Below are 21,229 nucleotides of genomic sequence, written 5' to 3' on the forward strand. Positions count from 1 at the left end.
CGGTGCCGGAGCGTGTCCATCCGGTTCAGAGCACCAATTCCTCCACATCGGCCGACACTGGTTCGAAACGTACCGGCAGGCTGCTGATCCCGGTGAGGAGGTTGGAGTAGATCCGGCGAACCGGCCCGGCGATCTCGAACCCGGTGGTGAAGTCGCGGAGCGCGAGCAGCACCTCGGAGATCTCCAGCCTCGCCAGGTACGCGCCGATGCAGTAGTGCGGACCGTGCCCGAAGGCGATGTGCTTGTTCGGCGACCGGCCGATGAGGAACCGGTCCGGGTCGGCGAAGATGCGCTCGTCGCGGTTTCCTGAGACGTTCCACACCGTCACCACGTCACCGGCCTTGATCGGGGTGCCGTGGATCTCCGTGTCCTGTACTGCGGTGCGGCCGAAGTGCATGGTCGGTGAGGCCCAGCGCAGTACCTCTTCGGTCGCCTGTTTGACGGACACGTCACCCCGCTTGAACGCCGCCCACTGATCCGGATGGGAGCCGAAGCTGTGCACGGAGTCGATCATCGTGAGGCGGGCGGTCGCGTCCCCGCCGAGGATCAGGCTGTAGCAGTTGAGGACGATCTCGTCCTCACTGAGGAACTCGCCGTCGACCGTGCTGCCGGCCAGCACGCTGACCACGTCGTCCTGCGGCGCGACACGGCGCTCTTCGACCATGCCGAGGAAGTACTGAAGGATCTCGTTGCGGGCGGCGTCTGCCGCAGCGGAGTACTCCGGTTGGTCGTCCGAACTGATCGCGGACTTGGTCAAGGTGAGCATGTACTCCTGGTCCTGGCTCGGCACGCCGAGCAGGTCGCAGATCGTGATCATGGGAATCTTGCTCGCGACGTCCAGCGCGAAATCGCACGCGCCGCGGTCGACCGCCGCCGCCAGCCGTGCCCGGGCGTTCCGTCGTACCTGCTCGCCGATCCGGTTCAGGACGCGCGGCGAGAAGGCCTTCAACAGCACATTGCGCAACTCCTTGTGCCGCTGCCCGTCGGTCACCGGGACCATCAGGCCGGCCGCCGAGTCACCTTCGCCGAGTAGCGTGATCAGGACGTTGCCGCGCTCCGAGATGAAGGTGACGTTGTCCCGGTAGAGCGCGACGATGTCGTCGTACCGGCTGAGTACCCAAAAGCCCGGGCTGTCCCCGACCGCCGGATGCCGGTAGAGCGGCCGGGTCGCCCGCAGGGTGCGCCAGTAACCGCTCAGGTCGTAGTCCGCGAACGTCTGCGGATCTCCCAGGTTCACACGGGTCAGGTCATCCGGCATCGCACGGATGGGCAGGTCTTCCACGGGCTTGACCTCCGGTAGCGGTGAGACGGATCAGAGGGCGAAGGAACGGGTTCTCGACAGCCGGGGATCACCCGGCCGTAGATGCAGCGCTCTGTTCTTCGTGTCGAGGACGACGGCGGCGACGGTGCGCTCCCGGCGGATGTCCCCGTCGTCGGCGACGCAGATCGGAGGTTGCGACAGCACCGCGAAGTGCTCATCGGGATCTGCGTCGGCAGGCAGGTCCCGCAGACCGGCCTCGGCTGCCTGGAACCGGCGCAGAGAGGAGTTGCGTGCGAAGACGTTCAGTTCGTCCCGGCTCGTGAAGTCCGGGGCGAGGAAATGGTTGGTGTGCACCGACTCCGCTGATGTCATGACCCGGTACTCGCCGCCGATGACCTCTACGCAGGCGGTCTCGGTGGCATCGGCGAGCACGATCGTACGGGAGCTAGCGAAGGGCAGTGAGCGCAGCGCGGCGACGGCCGATGCCACCGAGGTCGCGAGGTCGAGGATGTGGCGGATGGCCAGATACGGCGGCACGCCCGGACTCCAGCGCCCGCCGAGGACCAGGTTCAGACCGACCGCGAGGCCCCGGGAATTGACGCCGAGGTAGCCGAGCAGCCCGGCGAAGCTGAGCACGAGGGCCCTGCGGTCGCCGCAGCCGACTTCGAGGACCGCGATCTGGTCGTCCAGATTCCCGTTGAGGTCCACGGTCTGCGCCAGCACCCCCGGACGGGCGTAGGTGGTGCAGTCACCCCGGGTGGGGATCTGCCGGTATCCGACGATCTCGCGGCGCAGCTGGAGCAGAGTGGCCTCGTCGAGGGTCAGTCCGGCGCCGGCCGCGAGTCCGGCGATCTCGTCGGCCAGGCGGGGTGTCGACCGGGTGATCTCCACCCGGTGGGCGGCGATGTCGTCGGACAGGTCGGCGACCGACACCGCAGTGGGCAGCAGTTGGTTGAGTCGGCCGACGCCGTCGTCGAGGAAGGCACGCAGCCGCTCTTTCAGGGCGGCGCCGTGCGCGAAGCCGATGTCGTACGGCTCTCCTCGGGCGACGACGTGCGCCACCGCGAAGGGCGTTGTCACCGGGTGCCCGCCGTGGCCGTCAGCCGGTCGCGCACCGAGGGCCACTCGCTGCTGAGGACGCTGTAGTAGACGGCGTCGCGACGGGTGCCGTCCGGCATCGGGTTGAAGCTGCGCAGAATGCCTTCCTCCGTGGCGCCGATGTTGCGCAGGGCACGGCGAGCCTGCTCGTTGCGCCGGTCGGTCTTGAACTCCACCCGCTCGGCGCCGAGCCGTTCGAAAGCGTTCCGCAGCAACAGCAACTTGGCCTGGCGGTTGACTCCCGTGCCGCGGAAGTCCCGGCCGAGCCAGGACCAGCCGATCTCCAGCCGGCCATCGGCTTCGGACAGGTTGCCGTAGCTCATCGACCCGGCGGTCCGGCCGGTGGCCAGGTCGGTGATGTGGAAGACGACCCGCCGACCGGCCTCCTGGTCAGCGATCATCGCGTCGAAGAAGGTCTCGAAGGACGCCTCGTCGCTGACCAGCGCCACGAAGTAGCGCCAGATGCCCGGATCCATTGCTACCGACCGGATCGGCTCCCGGTCGGCGGCTGTGAGGGGCCGCAGGCGGACGACGCCGTTGTCGAGTACGGTCCCGGCTTGCTCGGACCAGCTCATCTCAGCTCACCTCGGCATGCTGGGACAGTGCCTCGACGACCTGCCCGAGCGTGTGCATCGCGGCGAGGTCCTGTTCGGTGAAGTGGTGCAGCCCGACCTGGGTTTGGTCGCACAGCGAGGTCAGGAACAGCACCTTGTTCAGTGACGTAAGGCCGAGGTGGTCGAGTTTCGCATCGAGTTCGATGGTCTCCGGCAGCGGTTTGTGCGGCAGGACCTCGGCCAGTGCGGCGCGAGCCGTTGTCTCGATGGTGTCAGGCACGGATTCCCTCCTCGGGGTCGGTGACGAGGCGGCGGTAGCGTGCCTCGATCTGTTGGCGTCGGGGCTTGAACTGGGAGCTGAGCAGCCCGTTGCCGACGGTGAACCGGTCCGCCAGAACAGCCTTGGCGATCTGCTCGTCGTGGTCGAGGTCGGCATTGGCTTGCCGCAGCGCCGCCGCGATCAGCTCGGTGTCCACGGGGTGCTGCGCTGATGTGACGATGGCGACGAGTTGGTGCTGCGATGCGTTGGTCACCACGCAGTCCTCGATCAGCGGGCAGGCTTTGAGGCGTTCCTCGATCGGCCACACGACGATCTTCTTGCCGTTCTCCAGCACGATCACGTCGTCGGCCCGGCCGTGCACGAACAGGTAGCCGTCCGCGTCGAGATGGCCCAGGTCGCCGGTACGCACGATCCCCCCGGGCCGGAACATCGCCTCCGAGTCGCCGGGCCGCGCATGCTCGTAGCGGGTGGCCACGGGATGCCCGCTGCGGACGTTGATCACACCGTCCGTGTCGATGAGTACCTTCTTGCCCGGCAGGACCCGGCCGACACTGCCGGGCCTATGCGCGCCGGGGTGGTTCTTCGTCACGATGCAGGTTTCGTTGAGCCCGTAGCCCTCGAAGATCGGCAGGCCGGCATCGGTCAAGTAACGCAACGTGCCCGGGTCCGCCGGAGCGGAGCCCGTCCACAGGTAGCGGATCCGGTCGCCGAAAAACTCGACGGCCACGTCGGCAGGGGAGGACCCGGTACGGGCCGCCCTGGCCTCCAGGTGAGCGCGTGCTGCTTCGAAGAATCCGGGCACACCCATCACCACTGTCGGCCGCGCTGTGCGCAGGGTGGCGAACGCGGCCTCGTAGGTGCTGATCGTGACGTCGTGTCCGAACACGAGCGCCGAGTACACCCAGTACCGCTGCTGGAGTAGGGAAAGCGGCAGGAAGACGAAGATGTCGTCGCCGGGGCCGTGTGCGAACATCTCCTGCACCGCGGCGAGTGAGCTGTCGATGCTTCCCGCGCTCGCCAGCAGCGACTTGGCCGGGCCGCTGCTGCCCGAGGTGAACTTCAGCGCGGGTGCCTCGTCAGGTTCCCACACCACCGTGGGCAGGACCGCGTCAGACGGTGGGAGCCTGCGCATCGCGGCGATCGGACGTACTCGGTCGGCCGTCTCGTCCTGGTCGGTGAACAGCGCCGCGAGGCCGTAACGGGTGACGAGTTCGGCGCCGGTCGCGTCGAACTTGCCGGGGTCGAATCCTGCGGTCACAGCCTTGATCCGCAGCGCGGCCAGATCGAGCAGTACCCACTCCAGGGAATTGGCCGCGAGGACGCCGATCCGGTCACCGGGCCGGACGCCGAGGTCCAGCAGAGACCGGGCGACCCGGCCGGACATGTCCCAGACCTCGGTGAGGTCCCACGACTCGGTCGCGCCGAGGCGAGCGACGGACAGCCGGTTGCCCGGGCGCGGTGGATTGCTGACCATCCGGTTGAGCACGCTCATTTCGCACCCCTGATCCGGGCAGCCATCGCCCGTACCGAGTTCACCCGGACCAGCTCCGACAACGGGATGGTGACCTTGTACTGCTTGCGTACCCCGACCAGGATGCGTGCTGCGGCGAGTGAGTCGGCGCCGAGGTCGGTCAGTGGGGTCAGGGCGTCCACCTCGGGCACTTTGAGCACACGCGCCCACAGCTCGGACAGCTCCCGCTCGATGCCTTCCGCGGGAGCCGTGTCGCCGGAGCGGACGGTCTTTGCCTCGGGTAGGTCGCCCGCAGTCAGCTGCGACCGGTCGACCTTGCCGTTGACGGTCAGTGGCAGACTGTCGTGCCACACCACGGCGGAAGGGATCATGTACTCCGGCAGCTGATCGCGCAGCGCCGTACGCAGTGCGTCCGCCCGGCGACGCCGCTCGCCGTCCGGCACCGGCTGATCCTGTTCGCTCGGCACCACGTGCGCGACGAGGCGGTCGCCTCGGCTCGCCGGTTGGCGGACCACCACTGCCTGCCTCACGCCGGGCAACGCGACCAGCCGCGTCTCCACCTCGCCCGCTTCGATACGGTAGCCGTTGACCTTGATCTGGAAATCTGCCCGGCCGAGGATGTCGATCTCCCCGGACGGCAGGTACCGTCCGAGGTCACCGGTCCGGTAGAGCCGTACGCCTCGTCGTCGGTCGAAGAAGAATTTCTCGTCGGTCGCTTGCTCGTTCTTCCAGTACCCGCGTGCCAGGCCGGTTCCCGAGGCAAAGATCTCGCCGGCCACCCAGTCCGGCAGGTCCAGTCCGTCCTCGTCGAGCACGTATGCCTTGTTGTTGTCGTTCGGCCGCCCGTACGGGATGCTCCGCGAGCCGTCCTCGTCCGGACCGATCGGGTGCACGATGTTCCAGACCGTCGTCTCGGTCGGCCCGCCAAGTGAGACCACATCGAGGTCGGGCAGGCTTGCCCGCAGAGCCGCCGGCAGTTCTTGCGGGACACGGTCGCCGCTCGTCATCACCAGGCGCAGGTCGGTGAGCGCGGAGAGACCGTCCGCGAGCGCCTGTTCGTGCAAGAGCGCCACGATCTGTGGCACCGAGTTCCACACCGTGACCCCGCAGCGCGCGCACATCTCGAGCCAGTGCGCCGGGTCGGCGGCCTTGTCCTGGTCGGGCAGCACGACCGCAGCGCCGACGGACAGCGCGCCGAACACGTCGTAGACGGACAGGTCGAAGCTGAACGCGCTGATCGCGAACAGCCGGTCGCGTGGACCGATGCCGAACCGGCGGGTGCAGTCCGCAACGACGTTGGCCACGCTGCGGTGGCTGACCATGACACCTTTCGGTGCGCCGGTCGTGCCGGAGGTGGGCAGCACATAGGCGAGGTCGTCGGGGTGCGCCCCGTCGGCCGGGCCAGGCTCCGGCCAGGCGTCGCTTCCCGTGCTATCGAGTTCTGTGCCGCAGTCCAGCTTTCGCACCGTGCGCCGACCGGACGGGTCGCTCCAGCCGGAGTTGGTGAGCACACACCGTACCTCGCCGTGGTCGAGCAGTTCTTGCTGCCTGCGGGCGGGCAGGTCCGCGTCGACCGGGAGGTAGGCCGCACCCGCCAGGAGCGTGGCCATGATCCCGACGATCTGCTCGGGTCCCCGGGCCATGACCAGGCCGACGAGCTCATCGCGGCCGACCCCGTCGGCGCGCAGTCGGCTCGCCGCGGCGCGGGCCCGCCGGTACAGCTCGGCATAGCTCAGCTCACCGGTCGAGGTGATCACCGCCGGCGCTTGCGGACTGCGCTGTGTTTGGGCCACAAACGGTTGCTGCAACAGCTCCTGTGGTTGTGGCCGGTCGGTGTCGTTGGCGGCGCGCCTGCGCTCTCGCTGCTCGGCTGGCAGCAAGTCGAACCGGTGATTATGCCATTCACTCTCGTCGGTGAGCAGGTTGAGCAGGCGCTGATATCCGAGCGCCAGATCGTCGAGCAGCCCGCCCGGGAACAGTTCATCAACGCCGTCGAGCTGGACGACGACGCCGCCGTGCTGCTCCATGGCGAACACATTGAGCCAGGTCTGCGGTGTCTGGCTGACCGTGTGCACCTCGGGCCCGAACAGCTCAAGGGCGGAGCCGTCGATGCCTGCGAGCGGATAGCCGATGGCGCTGTTGAAGGTGAAGGGCATGCGCGGCTGCCCGCCGCTGCGCCGACCGAGTTCCCGCAGCACCTCGATGCCGGAGAAATGTCGATTGTCGAGGTCGGTCCGCAGCCGCTCCTGCATGGCCTTGGCCCGCTCCGCGAAGGGCACGCCACGATCCACCTCGACCGCGACGAGCATCGGGTCGCTGTACTGCCCGATCGACTCCAGGATGCGCGGGTGGACCGGTGGCCGGTTGGCCACGGTGGTGGTCAGGGTGAACCGGGGGCCCGCGCCCCAGGACGCCAGGGTCTCGGCATAGGCGGCGAACAGCAGGCCGGACGGCGTCACACCGGCGGCAGCGGCGTACTCCTTCAGCAGCGCCCACCTCTGAGCGGGCACCCGTACGACGCGCTGGGAGAACCGTGGCGTGGTGATAGCGGACGGGCTCTTCGCGAGAGGCAGGTCCGGATGCCCCCACAGGCTGTCGCTGTCGAGGCGCTCCAACCAGTACGCCTTAGCCCGGGCATAGGTCTTGCGGGAGCGGGCTGCCTCCAGGCCGGCCACGTACGACGCGAACGAGGCCTCGTCGTCAGTCGGCGGCTGCTCTCCCGAGTACTCCGCCCACCAGGCGCGGAAGAACAGGAACATGCTGATCCCGTCCATGACCAGGCCGTCGTGGCCGGCGTGCAGGACCATCCGGTCCCCGGCGAGCAGCGACACCTCGGTCGCCAGCAGCGGCGCCTGGGCAGTCGGCAGCATTCGGTGCGTCCAGCGCGCGCGTTGCGCCGCCAAGCCGGTGCCGTCGTCGTCCCGCAGGTCGACCCGGTCGATCCGCACCTCGACGCGCGGTTGCTGTACCTGCGTCTGAGCCTGTGTGAACCGGGTCCGCAGACAGTCGTGCCGGGCGACCACCGTGTTGAGCGCGGCCTGGAGCCGGTCGACATCCCAGTGGCCCTCGATCTCGTGGTAGACGTAACTGGCCACGTTGCCCAGTTCGAACACCTCGTCCCGGCCGGCCAGATAGCCCTGCTGCAACGGGGTCAGGGCCACCCCGGGATCCGGGGTGAGGTGGGTGATCAGCTCAGACTTGACGGCCTTGATCCGGCCGACGAGGTCAGCGTCCACGCGCTCGCGCGGCCCCTGCAACCGCAGATTGGCGCCGTCGGCGACGATGCTCAGGCCCCGGGCGCTGATCTCCTCCAACACCGTCAGGTAACTGGTCACCGGTCCACCGCCTCGGTCAATTTCCGGCTCAGTTCGGCGACGCTGCGCCCGGAGTGCAGCTCCTCCATCGACACGTCGACATCCAGCCGCTCCAGGATCTGGTACTGAACCGCGACCACCTGCAACGAGGACGCGCCCAGCTCTCTGAGCGTCTTGTCCGCGACCGCCGTCCCCGCCGGCAGGCTGAGCGCGCCGCGGACCAGGTCGGCGAGCCAGGGCAGTTGGTCAGGTGGGGCGCCCTGAGGCGTGGGGGCGGCCGGCTCTGCGGCGAAAAACAGCCGTCCGGTCAGGTCCACCCGGGTTCCGGCCGGCACCAGGTCCACCGTGGACGGCCAGGCTGGTTCGCTCTCACCGAGCAGAGCCGCGAGACGAGTGGCGAAGCGCGGCATCACCGGTGTGACGACTCGCGACAGCAGCCGGACTGCCGCCAGTTCCAGGGCCATCGCTGTACGGTTCTCCGACTGCCAGCCGGACACGTCGGCGAGCATCTCCTCGTGCTTGGCGAATACGCGCGCATCGGTGACGAGGCCCTCCAGTTCGGCGGTGGTGGCCCGCAAGGAGAACCCGTCCTGCCCGAGGTGTCCGGTCACGGCCGCGAGGCGCCCGCCGAGCCGGGCGTAGAACGCGGTGTGTTCGGGAGTCCAGATCCCGGCGTCCGGAACCACGCCGCCGTACCGCGTGTTCAGCCGGCGGCCGAGGTCTTCGAGCCAGCCCTGCCAGCCGTCGATCAGCACGTCGCTCACGGTGGTGACGTAGGCATCGCGCTCGAAGTTGGTGCGTTCGCCCTCCGCGCGGGTGCGGGACAGATAGAACCGCACCGCGTCCGCCGTCTCCGGCGCGAGGATCTCCTTGCCCCACACCGCGTGGCGCCTGCTGGTGGAGAACTTTTGGTCGTCGAGGAGGTAGAACTCGTTGACGTGGTAGTCGATGTCCGGCTCCCAGTGCGGGAACGCCAGCCGGTACAGCACCGGGTAGAGGATCGCGTGGTAGAAGCTGTTGTCGTAGCCGAAGAAGTGCACGATCTTCCAGTCCTGCTCCGGCTTGTCCGCGCGCCATGTCTCGCCGGTCCGCGCGCCGAGGTCAGCGATGCCGTGCAGAAAGCCGTAGGACATCTCCGGCCACACCCAGATCACTTGGCCGTCGACGCCACGCGGCGGTACTCCCCACTGCGCGGGGTGGCTCAGCGGCAGTTCCAAGGTCTCCCGTGCGAACACCCGCTCGGCCAGTTCACGCAGTCGCGCGGGCACCCGCCCGAGCCGGTGGTGCGTGGCGACGACGTCGCGGAACTCGTGCAGCGGCAGCGCGAGCCGTGCGAGGCTGCCCGGACGGACCGAGCCCGAGATGTTGCTGCGTGCCTCGACGAGGTCGGCGGCGATGTTGGGCTCACCGCACTCCTCGCACATGTTGCCGTTGGCGGCGGCTGAGCAGGAGGGACAGGTGCCAGACACGTCGACCTCGTAGAGGTACTGGCCGGTCTCTTCGTCGAACAGTGCCGGCAACTCGTGTCGCGTCACCTTGCCCGATGCCTCCAGGGCCGAGAAGAAGTCGCGCAGGCCCTCGCGGTATCCGGGCTCCGTACTGGTCATGGTGAACTGGTCGGGCCGGATGTCCATCAAGTCAAGTGTGCGGGCGATCTCGGCGCCGTAGTGCGCGGCGATCTGCTCGGGTGTGCGTTCTTCCTGCGCCGCCTTGGCGACGACATAGCTCTGGTAGTCGTCGCTCCCGGTCAGGTGCCATGCCCGCACCCCGTTCATCCGCTGGAACCGGACGAACGCGTCCGCGCCGAGATACGGTCCGGAGAGGTGCCCGAGGTGCAGGTCGCCGTTGGGAGTCGGCGGGGTGGAGAAGACGAACACCGGTCGCTCCGCGAAGCGCCGCCGGCCAGGACGCGCAGCCGCTGTTCCGGCGTGTGAGGGCTCACGCCAGTAACAGGTCACGAATACGACGTCGGCGGCACCGGTGTTGTCGAGCACGTGAGTCTCGAAGGGGTCGAACTTGACGACGGTTCCCGGTCCCACCGGATGGCGCGCGCCGTCCACCACGACCTCGCCCTCGCCCGACACGATGACGAACATCTCGATTTCGTCGTGCTGATGAGGGTCGGAGTGACTTCCTGGCGCCACCCGCCCCCAGCTCACCCCCAGCCCAGCGACACCAGGGAGATCGATCGTGTTCATGTCGATGCCGAAGGCATCACTGAGTGCTGAGGGGTCATAGGTGTCGATCCTCATCGCGAACTCCCCTTCACACCCGTGTCGAGCAACTGGACAGCCTCAGCCGCGATGGCCGGGGCGAGGCGATAGCCGGAGCCGTTGGCCGCGCCCGCGAACACCACCCGGCCGTCGGGGTCGAGCCGGTGCACCAGGGGCTGCCCCGAGCCGCTGTAGGCGTCGCAGAACACCCGCCCGGACGTGCAGCGCAGCGCGAGCGAGGGCGCGTAGCGGCTCAGGCATTCACGGGCACGCTCCACGTCGTGCGCGACAAGATGGGCGCCGATCTGGTCGGGGTCGACGTCCCAGTCCGGGCAGGTGTAGCTGAACAGCCAGTGCCCCCGATATGCCAGGGGGAGTAGGAAGGCGTCCTCGTCATGGAAGACGAGCGCCCGGTCGGTCTCATCCGCGTGCTGGTCGATGTGCAGGGCGACGATCTTCTTGATGCGTGCGCCCAACGGTGCGACGAGGTCGGCCCATGCGGGTTCCCCCAGCCACGGTCCGGGCGCGAGCACCACCCGATCGACGGTCAGTTGCTCGCCCGTGCTGAGCGAGAGCCCCACTCCGGCACCGCCAGGATTCAGCGCGGTGACACGGACTCCCTCGCGCACCGCGGCACGTGTGCGCAAGTCGGTGATCAGCATTTGGGTCAGGCGGTGCACATCCGCGTAATGCGCGCCCCTGACATCCCACACAGACATGTGCGGCGGCACGCGGATCTGGGCGCCGCATGTGTCCAGCGCTGCCGGTGAATCGTTGCGGCGGGCCGGTTCGGCGTAGGTCCTTTCCAGGCCATCAGGGTCAGCTTGCGACAGCAGCGACATGCCGACTGGATAGATCGGCGAAGTGGGCCGGTCGACCTTGAGCTTTTCGTAGAACTCCTGGCTGTATCCCGACATCCGGCGCACTCGCTCGCTCGATCCGCGTGGGAAGTGCAGTCCGGCCGAGCGCCTACTGGCGCCACAGCCGACCGAGTCCCGGTCGAGGACCAGCACCGAGTCCGCCGGGTGCCGATGGACGATCTGCCTGGCTACCAGGGAGCCGATGACGCCCCCACCGATCACTGCGACTGTGCCCAGAGCCATCTCATGCCCTCCTTCGCAACTCGCCGGCCTCACTGGCCTCGTTCGCCCACTCGGCGAAGGAGGAGAGCTGTTCTTCCCGCTGTACGCCGCGCAGGCGGTCGACGATGCGCTGGCTGCGCCAAGCCAGAAGGCTCAGGTTCTTATCGGCAAGACCTCGTTGGGTGGAGGTCCCGTTCTGGATGAAGATGTTGCGGTCTTGGGGACCGTCCCAGTGCACCGCGTAGTCCCGGTCCACCTGGTACTCGCCGCCGTCGTAGTCGAGCCTGTCGGCCAGGGGGGCGAGTAGTTCCAACTGCCCGGTGTGGAAACCGGTCGACCAGATGATCACGTCAGTCGTCACATGACGAGGTTCGTCGGGCCAGTCCTTGTTGACCACTGTCAGTTCCCACGCCGAACCGGCCTCAGCCACCCCCGTGATCTCCCGGTTCGGGTACAGCCTGATCAGACCGGGCGAGCGTGCGATGAACCGGTGGTGGTAGGTCCGCTGGTATATCGCGCGTAGCGTCGACTCGGAGATGCCGTCGCTGGAGAGGATGTTCTCGTGGTTGATCCGCTCACGGATCGCCCGCTCCAAGCCGTAGAAATACTCTGAATAGCACGGCATGTAGAAGTCGTTGGTGAACGGGGAGTCGTCGATCGGCAGGAAGTTGCGGCGCCGCGAGAACCACGACACGCGGCTGGGCAGTTCGCTGCCTTCACGGGAAATCAGGTCGAGGAACGCTTCTGCGCCCGACTGCCCGCCGCCCACCACGACAACGCGCTTCCCACCAAGGTCAGCGGCCTTGTCGACGAAGTCGCACACGTGGAACTGGCCGGGCGCGTGCCAGCCCTGCCCGGCTGGCGGTATCCACGGCTGGCTGCCGATACCGACGGCGATGTTGTCGGCGGTGAGCACCCGTTCGTCGGTGCGCACGTGGAATACGCCGTCGAATTCAACTGACCGTACCTCCTCGCCGAACACGATGTTCTTCATGCGCCAGCTCGCCCATTCCAGGTAGTTGCGGAACTCCTGCCGTGGTACGGCGTCGAACTGGGCATTGATGAAGTGATAGATCCGCCCCTGGTCGTACAGGTAGTTCAGGAAGGAGAATTTGCTGGTCGGATCGGCCAGGCTGACCAGGTCCTTCAACATCGAGACCTGCAGTGAGGTGCCGGGAATCTGCTGTCCGTCGTGCCAGCCGAAGGTTTCCTTGCGGTCGAGGAAAAGGCTGGGGAGGTCCTGGTAGGGATACAGCAGCGCGGCCAGGCTGAGATTGGCCGGACCGACACCGATACCGAGCACACTGAAGTGCTTGTCGGCCATTTTCAGACGCCCCTGTTTCCGGCCGAGGACTCCCTGAGTTCGGTGGTGCCCCCTCTGGATGGCAGGGGGTCCGGCCGACGACGGGCGGCGCGCGCCGTCGCGGGCGTGTCTACCGGAACCTTCGCCTGGCTTCGTGCGGTGCCTCGCATTTCGTGCCAGAGCCGTAATCGGGTCATCGGAACTGCCCTTTCAGGACGGGGATGCGGGCATTGGGCGAGGGGAGGTAGCCCTCGTGGGAGGGCGTTTTGGTCACTGTGGCGGCCACGCCAATGGTGATAGCGGTGGCCATGGCCTGGCCGGGGCACCGGTGCGCGCCCTGACCGAAGGTGAACACCTGCGGATCGGCCCGGCCGGGGCGGAACGTGTGTGGATCGGGGTTGGCTAGCGGGTCACGGTTGGCCGCAGCGAGCAGCAGCAGGATCGTCGAGCCTGTCGGAACGTGGTGGCCGACGAGGGCGGTCGCGTCCGCAACGAACCGGCGAGTGTTCTGGATGGGTGCGTCGTGCCGGAGCACCTCATCGACGAAGGCCGCGAGATCGTCCGGCCGACCGTGGCGGGCCAGTGCGAGCAAGGTGTTGCCGACCAGCCCCGCCGTGGCGTCGTAGGTTTGGGACAGCAGGCCGATTACATTGGCCAGCAGCGGAGCGGTCTCTCGCCAGCCGTCGCGGGCGGCCAGGCGGACCAGCTCGCCGATCAGACCGCCGCCCCTGGCACGCAGGTAGGGGCCGAGCAGTTCGAGCAGCCGCGCTGCGGCGGCAGCCGCGGCGGCCTGGTCCTCGGCGGTGGCCGAGGCGGGAACGCACCGGACGAACTCGCCGATGAGCCGGGCCGCCTGGGCTGGGACGTCCCCGCCAAGGCCAAGCACTGCGGCCATCACTCGTGCGGGCACTCCGAACTGGAGGTCCCGCCAGTCGGTCGCCTCGCTCGCCTGCTCTGCGGCCAGCGCGATGACGCGCTTCTCGGTGACGGTGTTCAAAGCCTTGTGTAGGACGTGCTTGCGCCGTGCCTGCGGGGCGCCGTCGATCATTCGGACCAGCTCGCCGAACACGTCGCCAGCCGGGGTATCGAGGACGCCGCGCGGTACCGGCTCGTTGCTCGGCCGGACGAGGCAGGCCGGATGGGTGAGCACCTCGGACACCGCCGCAGCCCCAGCCGCCACCCATAGCCCGCTGTCGGCGTCGTAGCCGAAGGGCCGGTCGGCCACCAGCTCGGCGTAAAGCGTATACGGGTCGGAGTGGGCGGCCGCCGTGCCGGGTGTCACGGGCTGTGGCTGCGTCATGATGCCTCTCGGTGTGTCCGGTCTGGGTCGATCGCCGCAGCGATGATCGCCTGCTGTACCTCCGAGGAGCCCTCATAGATGCGCAGCGACCGGATTTGCCGGTACAGCCGCTCCATCAGGCTGTCGCGCACCAGCCCGGCAGCGCCGAAGATCTGCACCGCGCTGTCCACGATCTGCTGAGCGGCCTCGGTGGCGTAGAGCTTGGCCACCGAGGAATGCCGGGCATAGCGGGGGCTGCCCTGGTCTATTTCCCAGGCCGACCGGGCCACCAGCAGCGCAGCCGCGTCCAACTTGACCTCGATGTCGGCGAAGGTGGCGCGCACGGTGGGCAGATCGAATAGTTTCCCGCCCAGCATGGGCCGCTCTCGCGCTCTGGCCAGCGCGGCGTCGGTGGCCCGGCGGGCGAAGCCGAGTGCTGCAGCGCCGACGGTCATCCGGAACCTGTCCAGCACCTCCATGGCGATCGGGAACCCGCCGCCGCGCCTGCCGAGCAATGCCTCCCTCGGCAACGCGCAGTCGGCGAACACCAGATGGCCGAGCGCCCGCGGCGCGATCATCGGCACTGGCTCGACATGCAGGCCGGGCGTAACTGCGGGCACCAGAAAGGCCGTGAGCCCGAACGCGCCCGGCCCAGGGCCGGTGCGGGCGATCACCGTGTAGACATCGGCGATGCCTGCGTTGGCGATCCACGCCTTGCCGCCGTTGAGCACCCAGCCTTCTTCGGTTTCGCGTGCCTCCAGCCCAATGGAGGCCACGTCCGACCCTGCCGTCTCTTCCGACACCGCGAAGGCGCCGCACAGGGTGCCCTCGGCCAGTCCCGGCAGATATCGGCGAACCTGGTCGGCGGTACCGAATCTGCGGATCGGGGTGGCCGCCAGGGCCTGAATGGAGAACGTGTAGTCGGCGAGATCGCCGACGTATGCCAGCGCTTCTCGCACCAGGCACAGTGCGCGGTAGTCGTCGGGGCGGCCGTCGAGGAATGCCAGCCAGCCCGCGTCACCGAGCGTGCGGAGGATGCGTAGGCCAGCCGCTTCCGGCTGCCCGGCACCGACGAGCAGATCCCGGTGTTCATCACACCATGTCACCAGGTGTTGGGCCAATTCACGGTGGTGATCCTCGTACAGGGGCAGCGCGAGGATGTGCGTGTCGAAAGTACTGGGGGATGTGGCCGTGGCCATCAGATGACCACATCCGCCGACTTGCGCTGGACAAGACGGGCCACCAACTCATGCTCGACGAAGTAGGCGAAGGAGGCATAGCCGCGCCAGATCCGCTCCCAGTGCTCCAGTGCCGCGTCGGCTCCTGACAGTTTCGCCACGTCGTGCAGGTAGGCGATAATGATCTCGGCTGACTGTCGCGCGTGGCCGGCGGAGAGGTTGTCGATGGACAGGTGCGCTTCCTCATAGGCGACGTCGAAGCCGTAGCGGCGCAGCTTCTGCATCTCGTGCATGCGCATGGTGCCGAGCCCGAACATCTCGATGCCCAGGTTGTAGCCGAGGATCTCGTCGTAGAGCGAGTCAGGGAACAGTGCGAGACTGAGTTGGAACAGCGAGAACTCGTAGAGGTGGTCGGGCAGTTCGTCTTGGTCGAGGAACGCGGTGTCGCGGATGTGCGGCACCTCAATGCCCATACTTGCCAGCACCTGGTAGATCAGGGTGATGTGGTTCTTGGTGACGTCGCCGCGCCCCATCTCGTCGGCGTAGATCGAATAGAGCATGCCGTCGCTGCGGCGGGTGTAGCGACCGGTCGCGCCGATACGGTGCGCCCACGCCCCGTCAACCATGCTGCCGAGCGCGAAGGTCTTCTGACCGAAAATCACCTCGTCGCGGTCCGGGATCTCGGTCAGCGGCTGATAGGGGTTCACTAACTTGTCCCAGTAAATTCGGTCGACGCGCTCGTTCAGCGCCAAGGGCGTGTAGTCGAACCAGCTCGCGTCCGTGAGGACGCCGTCACCGCCGTACTCGAAGAGGATCACGGCGCGATCAAGACCCTCCTTGGCGTTAGCACGCGCGAGGGCCAGGGTGTTGGGGAAGTTCTCGATGCTGACTAGCCGGTGGAAGAACGTGCGGTCATCGCCCCGGGCGGCGGCCTTCAGCCGCACCTCCGGCGGGAGCGGGCTGATCGCTTCCGCGAGTGCGCGTGCGGCGGCGTCGCCGGCAGTGTTCGGGGTGAGCTGGATGTCGGGCAGGTCTCCTTCGGAGATCGCCTCGGTCCACTGCTGGAAGGTCGCCGCTTCCTGCTCATTGAAAATGCCGAACATGGGGCCACCGAATTTGATGGCCCGGAGGAACCGGCACGCGCCATCCCGTGACTTCAACTGAGCTGACGCCCGGAAATCGCCGATGAACGCGGCCAGGTCGAAGTCGGGATCGCTGAAACGCTCGGTCAGCGGTTGGCCACCGACACGGACGTTGCGGTGCTGCTTGCCCGCCAACGGGGCGTGCCTGGCCACGATCCGCGCGACCTGCGCGTCCAGTGAGAGGCTCGCGTGCCACTCGCCAACCTCGGCGAGCAGGCGCGCGTGCTCCAGCTCCATCGCCAGCGTGCGCGTGATCGCGGTGTCCAGCCTGGCCCTGATCGGCGCCGGAGCCAGCGCTAGGTAGTTGGCGAGTGCGGCCCGCAGGTCCTCTTCGGCCAGCATAGGCCGGGTGCCGAGCAGGAGTTCGTCGACGCCGAGCGCGGCCAGGACGTAGTGCGTGCCCACCACCTCGGGCAGAAAGTTCGTAGGCAACCTGGCCAGGCTGAGGCGGTAGGCGCCGTGCCACGCGGTGAGCGACCGGGTCTCCGCCTGCCGCAGGAAGTCCGGTGCCATGACGTCCGGCAGGAACACGCCCAAGTCCTCCAGCGCATGCCCCCGCAGCTGGTGCAGTCCTCGCCGGGGGTTTCCCTCGCCGCGCCAGACGAACTGGTGGCGCACCAGGTGGTTCACCACGGTGGCGGGCTGGGAGGCGGGCTGGGAAATCGAGTCCAGCCAGCAGCCACCGATCAGTGCCAGCGGCGCCCGCTGGGCCACCATCGCCCTGCGCACCCGGGGTTCGGCCTCGCGCAGCGGTTGCAGTATCTCAGTGATCCGTCGACGTATCTGCTCCGTCCGCTCGGCGATGCCGTCGGCCTGCGGCGCACCGAAGTCGTGGGCGATCGACTCTCGCGAGCCACTGAGGAAACCATTCAGTACATGCCGGGCAAGGAGGTACACCACCTCGGACTCCTGATCGCCAATCAGTCGTTGGTAGACGGCTTCGGATCCTGCGGCGATCAGCTCGTCGGCCGCGGTGACGGAAGCTGGGTTGAATTCGGAAGTGGACAGGGGGGATACGACGAACGTGTCGGGCAGGGTGAAGACAGGCATCGAAACCTCCGGGCACGGTCCTCAGGCTGTTGGGATCAGGGCCGTGGTGGGGTCCTGCGCAGCAACATGGCAGCGCGGGAACCCGGCACGCTCGCGGCCAGTAGGTAGTACTCACCCGGTTCGGTGCGGCGATCGGTGAGATTGATCAGCGGATCGGCGGCGAAGCAGTGGCCGGTCCGGGCGGTGTTGGCAGTGTCGAGTTGTGCGGGCGTGAATCCGGCCAGGCGTTCCTTCATCACGACGATCGGGATGTACAAGTTGCTGTGCAATACGCCGGCCAGGTCGCTGGGGGTCAGTCCGTGCGGGGCCAGCAGGATGTCGCTGACCTGCCGCGACAGGTCAGCGCTGATTTCGTTGCCCCAGTCCAGCGCCCGCGTTTCCTGCGCGCTTGCCGAGCCCAGGATCTCGTAGTCGCCCGGCCGTGCGGTGACCAGACAACCAGCGGCGCCGTCGCTGAAGAGGGCGAAGTTCTCCATCCGGGCGGTCTCCGTGTCGCTTCGGTCCGCGGTGATCACCAGGACGTTGCGGTACTTGCCCGTCCGGACGAATGCCTCGGCCACACCGAGCCCGCTCACCAGATTGGTGCACCGGTTGAGCGTCAAGCCGAGGAACGCGCAGTCCAAGCCGAGGCCGTTCATGATCGTCTCCATGAACTTGCCGTGGGTGTGCGCGTCGCCGGGGAACCGCGTCGAGCACAACACCAGAAGGTCCATGTCCACCGAGTCGATGATTGTCTTCCCGGTCTCGACGATCAGCTGCTCCAGCGGTTTCTCGGTGCGGCGGACCTTGCCCCAGCCCCACAGCCGAGCGTCGGGCTGCATGCCGTACTCACGAGCGCGCGCGGCGAAACCGGGGATCTCGTGGTGATCCTGCTCGATCTCGCCGAGCAGGTAGCCGGGGGAAGTGAGGTAGACAGGGGTCATGACCTGCCCAGCAGAGCGTTCGCTTCAGCGTGGCCCAGTGCGGACTTCGCGAAGCCGAACGTGCCCGACCCGACAAGTTCGGCGGCAGCGTCGAGCACCGCGGTTAGCGCGGCCCTAGGCAGCGCTGAGCCAAGGCTGACCCGGCGAACACCGAGGGCGCCCAAGTCGGCGACCGAGCATGCAAGGACGGGACCAGCGGCGAGCACGTTGACCGGCTTGTCCAGAGAGGAGCACACCGCCCTTACCGCGTCGAGGCTCGGCAGCGCCGGTGCATAGAGAACGTCCGCACCGGCTTCGGCGAAAGCCTGCAACCGACGGATGGTGTCGTCGAGGTCGAAACGCCCCTGGAAGAAGTTGTCGGCCCTGGCGGTCAAGGTGAAGGGGAACGGCTGAGCACGGGCCGCTTCGACCGCGGCGACAACGCGGTCGACTGCTTCGGCGATGTCACGGATCTCCCCGCCCGTCTCGCCCGCTGCGTCCTCGATCGACGCACCGACCAGTCCAACCTCGGCGGCCTGCCGAATCGTCTCGGCCACATCCCCGGGGCTGTCGCCGTAACCGCTCTCCAAATCGGCGGTCACCGGTAAGTGGGTCGCCTCGACGATCGATCGTGCATTGGTCAGCGCCTCGCCCCGCGTGACAAGTCCAGCACAGTCGGCGCGGCCGAGGCTGAAGGCGAAGCCCGCACTGGTCGTCGCGAGTCCCAAGAAACCGTGACCAGACAGCACCCGCGCGCTTCCAGCGTCCCAGGGATTCGGCACGATGAAGGTACCTGAGCGATGCAGTTCGGCAAACGCGACGGCTTTACTGATCTGGTCAGCCATGCTTTCCTTTCTCGCTCGCCGCAGCGGCGACCTAGATGAGTTCGACTGGTAACGCCTCAGCCGCCCGGCGTATCACTTCGACTACTACTTCAGGATTTCTCTCGAAATAGAAGTGACCGCCTTCTGGCCAGTATTTTTCTGGCTCGCCGATGCCCTCTCTGGTCCAGTCGTCCAAATCGGCGCGACAGACCAGCGGATCGTCCACTCCGTTGATCAGGGAGATGCCAAAAGGCAATTCTGCGGCGGATCGATATTGATACTCGGCAACCATTTTGAAGTCAGCCTGAACGTCGGGCAGTATGAAGTCCAGCAGCTCCGGATCGGCGAGAATCTCCGGCCGGAGCCCCCCGTATACGGCCAGTGCGTCGGTGAGACTCTGCCTATCGAGTCCCGCCACCTCGACCATTCGCGGTGTCGGATGCAAGCTCGGTGCCACGCAGCCAGAAGCGATCAAGTGTGTGGGCCGGTCGCCGAGCCTGCGAGCCACCTCGAAGGCAATCAACGCGCCGAGACTGTGGCCGAAGAGCAGAAACGGTCCATCGTGTTGAGCCGCGATCAAATCGGCGGCCTGTTCGCAGACCGTGTCAATCCTGGTCCGCTCGGCCAGAGTGACCGCGACCAGTGCGGTCACTCCGGCCAACGCCTCCTGCCACTCAACGAACGCCTGAGCCCGGCCGCCCGCATGCGCAAAACAGTAGGTACGGGGCCACCCAGCCGGCACGGCGGGCGCCATGTCGAACCGCGTTTCCATCGGCGTACCTCCTTCTGCCGCAAAATATGAGCAGGGACGCAACGGCGGACTCAGGCAAGCGCTCACCGCCGAAGGCGAGAAAGCCACGGAGCAACGGAACACGGATTCTATTCTTGGCCTCTGCATGGACTTGTCAAGACCAAGTGCTGTCTCGTGTAAATTTCGAGGAACCGATCATGGAATTCCAGGCGGGCTGAAAGCCCACGCTACGATCAGGCGGTGAGAATCAAGCCATGATCAAGTATATCTACTGGAATCAAGGGCGAACAATTTCAGACAGTGATCGATGCAATGCGCGGGTCAGTCCGACGGACGACCGTCGCAGTTCTGATCATTGAGCAAACGCCACGGCCCGGCCGGAAGACGAACAGGCCGGACGGTCGGCGTGTGAGCCTATTGGCGCAGCCGGGATGTCCACCCGATCACGTGGAGCAGTCGCATACGGCGGCTCCCGATCATCAGGCGTATCGACGTACTAGCGCCAGAAAATGGCTGCCGTCGGCGCGAACCGCAGCCCCTGGGCGTGGCCTGCAAGGGCTGCCGACTCCCGTACTGCGGGGTCGAGCAAATCCGGGCCGATTGCCGATGCCGCAGCATCGTCCGGAAGGACCACCGTGACTCGCGCGCCCAGCTCGCGCAGCGCAGCGATTTGGTCGTTGAGGTCGGTGTTGCCCGGAACCGGCATTACCTGGAGCACGAGGATACGGTCGCATCCGGCGGCCAGGTCCGCGTTCTCCGACGTGCGCGTGCCGCCGTCGATGTAGCGGCGCCCGTCGATCGTGACCGGCGGAAAAGCACCTGGCACCGCGCAGCTCGCCGCCACGGCGTCCACGAGATCGACGCCCGACGCCGGGCCGAACACCCGCTCCGCACCGGTTTCCGCGTTCACGGCCACGATTTTCAGCTCTGACCGCGGCCAACTACGCGAGGGCAGTCGGGCCTCGATCACCGCGCGCCGCTCAGCCTCCGTGACGGTCGGTGCCGCCAACGCTATAGCGCCGATCCGGCGTCGCACGTCGAGGGCGTCCGTGGCGCCGTCGTGGGCATCGAGAACCAGCATCAGCAGCTCCTCAGCGTCGAGGGCAGGCAACAGCTCGGGAGCTTGAAGGGCTGGATCGACCTGACGGTTCAGCAATTCCCTGAGCGAGGTTCCGCTGGTGATCTGAGCGGCCACTGTCGCGCCTGCGGACGTGCCGACGACCACGTCCGCTTCCAGGATGTCGACGCCTCCTTCGAGGAGTCCGGTCAGGAGACCTGTCTGCCATGCGACTCCCGCCACTCCGCCGCCGCCGAGTACCAGCCCACGTCGAGTCATCTGACGATGATATGCGTGGGTCGCTGGAGCGGGAGCCGATGACCACACCAGGCACCCATCACACCTCGAACAGGCCGTAGCCCCGTCTCGGTCTATATCGGTACGGCTGTGTCTCTCAGTTGAGCCGTTTTCCCACCTGAAGCTTCCCGTGATGTTAGAAACTCGATTGATCGGAACGATCACGGCGTACT

16 protein-coding genes are annotated in these 21,229 nt (G+C 67.2%); all 16 read right to left on the reverse strand.

Translation table 11 applies throughout. The features are described 5' to 3' along the window. Nucleotides 1-25: 25 nt before the first annotated feature. Nucleotides 26-1,282 (reverse strand): cytochrome P450, encoded by a 1,257-nt coding sequence (locus ACFVH5_RS06260; RefSeq protein ID WP_385832425.1) that lies wholly within the window; start codon nucleotides 1,280-1,282, stop codon nucleotides 26-28. 30 nt (nucleotides 1,283-1,312) lie between these two features. Then, entirely contained in the window at nucleotides 1,313-2,341 is a 1,029-nt protein-coding gene (locus ACFVH5_RS06265; protein WP_385832426.1) for a C45 family autoproteolytic acyltransferase/hydolase, read from the reverse strand. Beyond that, nucleotides 2,338-2,934 (reverse strand): GNAT family N-acetyltransferase, encoded by a 597-nt coding sequence (locus ACFVH5_RS06270; RefSeq protein WP_385832427.1) that lies wholly within the window; start codon nucleotides 2,932-2,934, stop codon nucleotides 2,338-2,340. The genes ACFVH5_RS06265 and ACFVH5_RS06270 overlap by 4 nt, the downstream gene beginning before the upstream one ends. Nucleotide 2,935: 1 nt before the next feature. Then, the gene (locus tag ACFVH5_RS06275) at nucleotides 2,936-3,193 is read right to left on the reverse strand and encodes an acyl carrier protein (RefSeq protein WP_385832428.1); all 258 of its coding nucleotides are present in this window, start codon (nucleotides 3,191-3,193) and stop codon (nucleotides 2,936-2,938) included. Beyond that, nucleotides 3,186-4,685: an AMP-binding protein gene (locus ACFVH5_RS06280; protein ID WP_385832429.1), complete on the reverse strand. Its 1,500-nt coding sequence runs from the start codon at nucleotides 4,683-4,685 to the stop codon at nucleotides 3,186-3,188. Before ACFVH5_RS06280 ends, ACFVH5_RS06275 begins: the two co-directional genes overlap by 8 nt. Beyond that, entirely contained in the window at nucleotides 4,682-7,999 is a 3,318-nt protein-coding gene (locus ACFVH5_RS06285; protein WP_385832430.1) for an amino acid adenylation domain-containing protein, read from the reverse strand. The genes ACFVH5_RS06280 and ACFVH5_RS06285 overlap by 4 nt, the downstream gene beginning before the upstream one ends. Beyond that, nucleotides 7,996-10,230, reverse strand: a complete 2,235-nt coding sequence (locus ACFVH5_RS06290; protein WP_385832431.1) for a class I tRNA ligase family protein — start codon at nucleotides 10,228-10,230, stop codon at nucleotides 7,996-7,998. Before ACFVH5_RS06290 ends, ACFVH5_RS06285 begins: the two co-directional genes overlap by 4 nt. Next, nucleotides 10,227-11,294, reverse strand: a complete 1,068-nt coding sequence (locus ACFVH5_RS06295) for an NAD(P)/FAD-dependent oxidoreductase (RefSeq protein WP_385832432.1) — start codon at nucleotides 11,292-11,294, stop codon at nucleotides 10,227-10,229. The genes ACFVH5_RS06290 and ACFVH5_RS06295 overlap by 4 nt, the downstream gene beginning before the upstream one ends. A gap of 1 nt (nucleotide 11,295) precedes the next feature. Next, nucleotides 11,296-12,597: a lysine N(6)-hydroxylase/L-ornithine N(5)-oxygenase family protein gene (locus tag ACFVH5_RS06300; protein ID WP_385832433.1), complete on the reverse strand. Its 1,302-nt coding sequence runs from the start codon at nucleotides 12,595-12,597 to the stop codon at nucleotides 11,296-11,298. 172 nt (nucleotides 12,598-12,769) lie between these two features. Further along, the gene (locus tag ACFVH5_RS06305) at nucleotides 12,770-13,876 is read right to left on the reverse strand and encodes a cytochrome P450 (protein WP_385832434.1); all 1,107 of its coding nucleotides are present in this window, start codon (nucleotides 13,874-13,876) and stop codon (nucleotides 12,770-12,772) included. Beyond that, nucleotides 13,873-15,054 carry an acyl-CoA dehydrogenase family protein gene (locus tag ACFVH5_RS06310; RefSeq protein WP_385832435.1) on the reverse strand — a complete coding sequence of 394 codons (1,182 nt, stop codon included), beginning with the start codon at nucleotides 15,052-15,054 and terminating at the stop codon, nucleotides 13,873-13,875. Before ACFVH5_RS06310 ends, ACFVH5_RS06305 begins: the two co-directional genes overlap by 4 nt. Then, nucleotides 15,054-17,225, reverse strand: a complete 2,172-nt coding sequence (locus tag ACFVH5_RS06315) for an iron-containing redox enzyme family protein (protein ID WP_385832436.1) — start codon at nucleotides 17,223-17,225, stop codon at nucleotides 15,054-15,056. Before ACFVH5_RS06315 ends, ACFVH5_RS06310 begins: the two co-directional genes overlap by 1 nt. A 35-nt stretch (nucleotides 17,226-17,260) precedes the next feature. Next, the gene (locus tag ACFVH5_RS06320; protein ID WP_385832437.1) at nucleotides 17,261-18,148 is read right to left on the reverse strand and encodes a 3-oxoacyl-ACP synthase; all 888 of its coding nucleotides are present in this window, start codon (nucleotides 18,146-18,148) and stop codon (nucleotides 17,261-17,263) included. Further along, entirely contained in the window at nucleotides 18,145-18,972 is an 828-nt protein-coding gene (locus ACFVH5_RS06325; RefSeq protein WP_385832438.1) for an isocitrate lyase/phosphoenolpyruvate mutase family protein, read from the reverse strand. Before ACFVH5_RS06325 ends, ACFVH5_RS06320 begins: the two co-directional genes overlap by 4 nt. Before the next feature lie 31 nt (nucleotides 18,973-19,003). Next, nucleotides 19,004-19,723: a thioesterase II family protein gene (locus tag ACFVH5_RS06330; RefSeq protein ID WP_385832439.1), complete on the reverse strand. Its 720-nt coding sequence runs from the start codon at nucleotides 19,721-19,723 to the stop codon at nucleotides 19,004-19,006. A gap of 475 nt (nucleotides 19,724-20,198) precedes the next feature. Further along, nucleotides 20,199-21,038, reverse strand: a complete 840-nt coding sequence (locus ACFVH5_RS06335; RefSeq protein WP_385832440.1) for a patatin-like phospholipase family protein — start codon at nucleotides 21,036-21,038, stop codon at nucleotides 20,199-20,201. Nucleotides 21,039-21,229 lie beyond the last annotated feature (191 nt).

The sequence above is a fragment of the Streptomyces sp. NPDC127119 genome, from assembly GCF_042677425.1.
Taxonomy (GTDB): domain Bacteria; phylum Actinomycetota; class Actinomycetes; order Streptomycetales; family Streptomycetaceae; genus Streptomyces.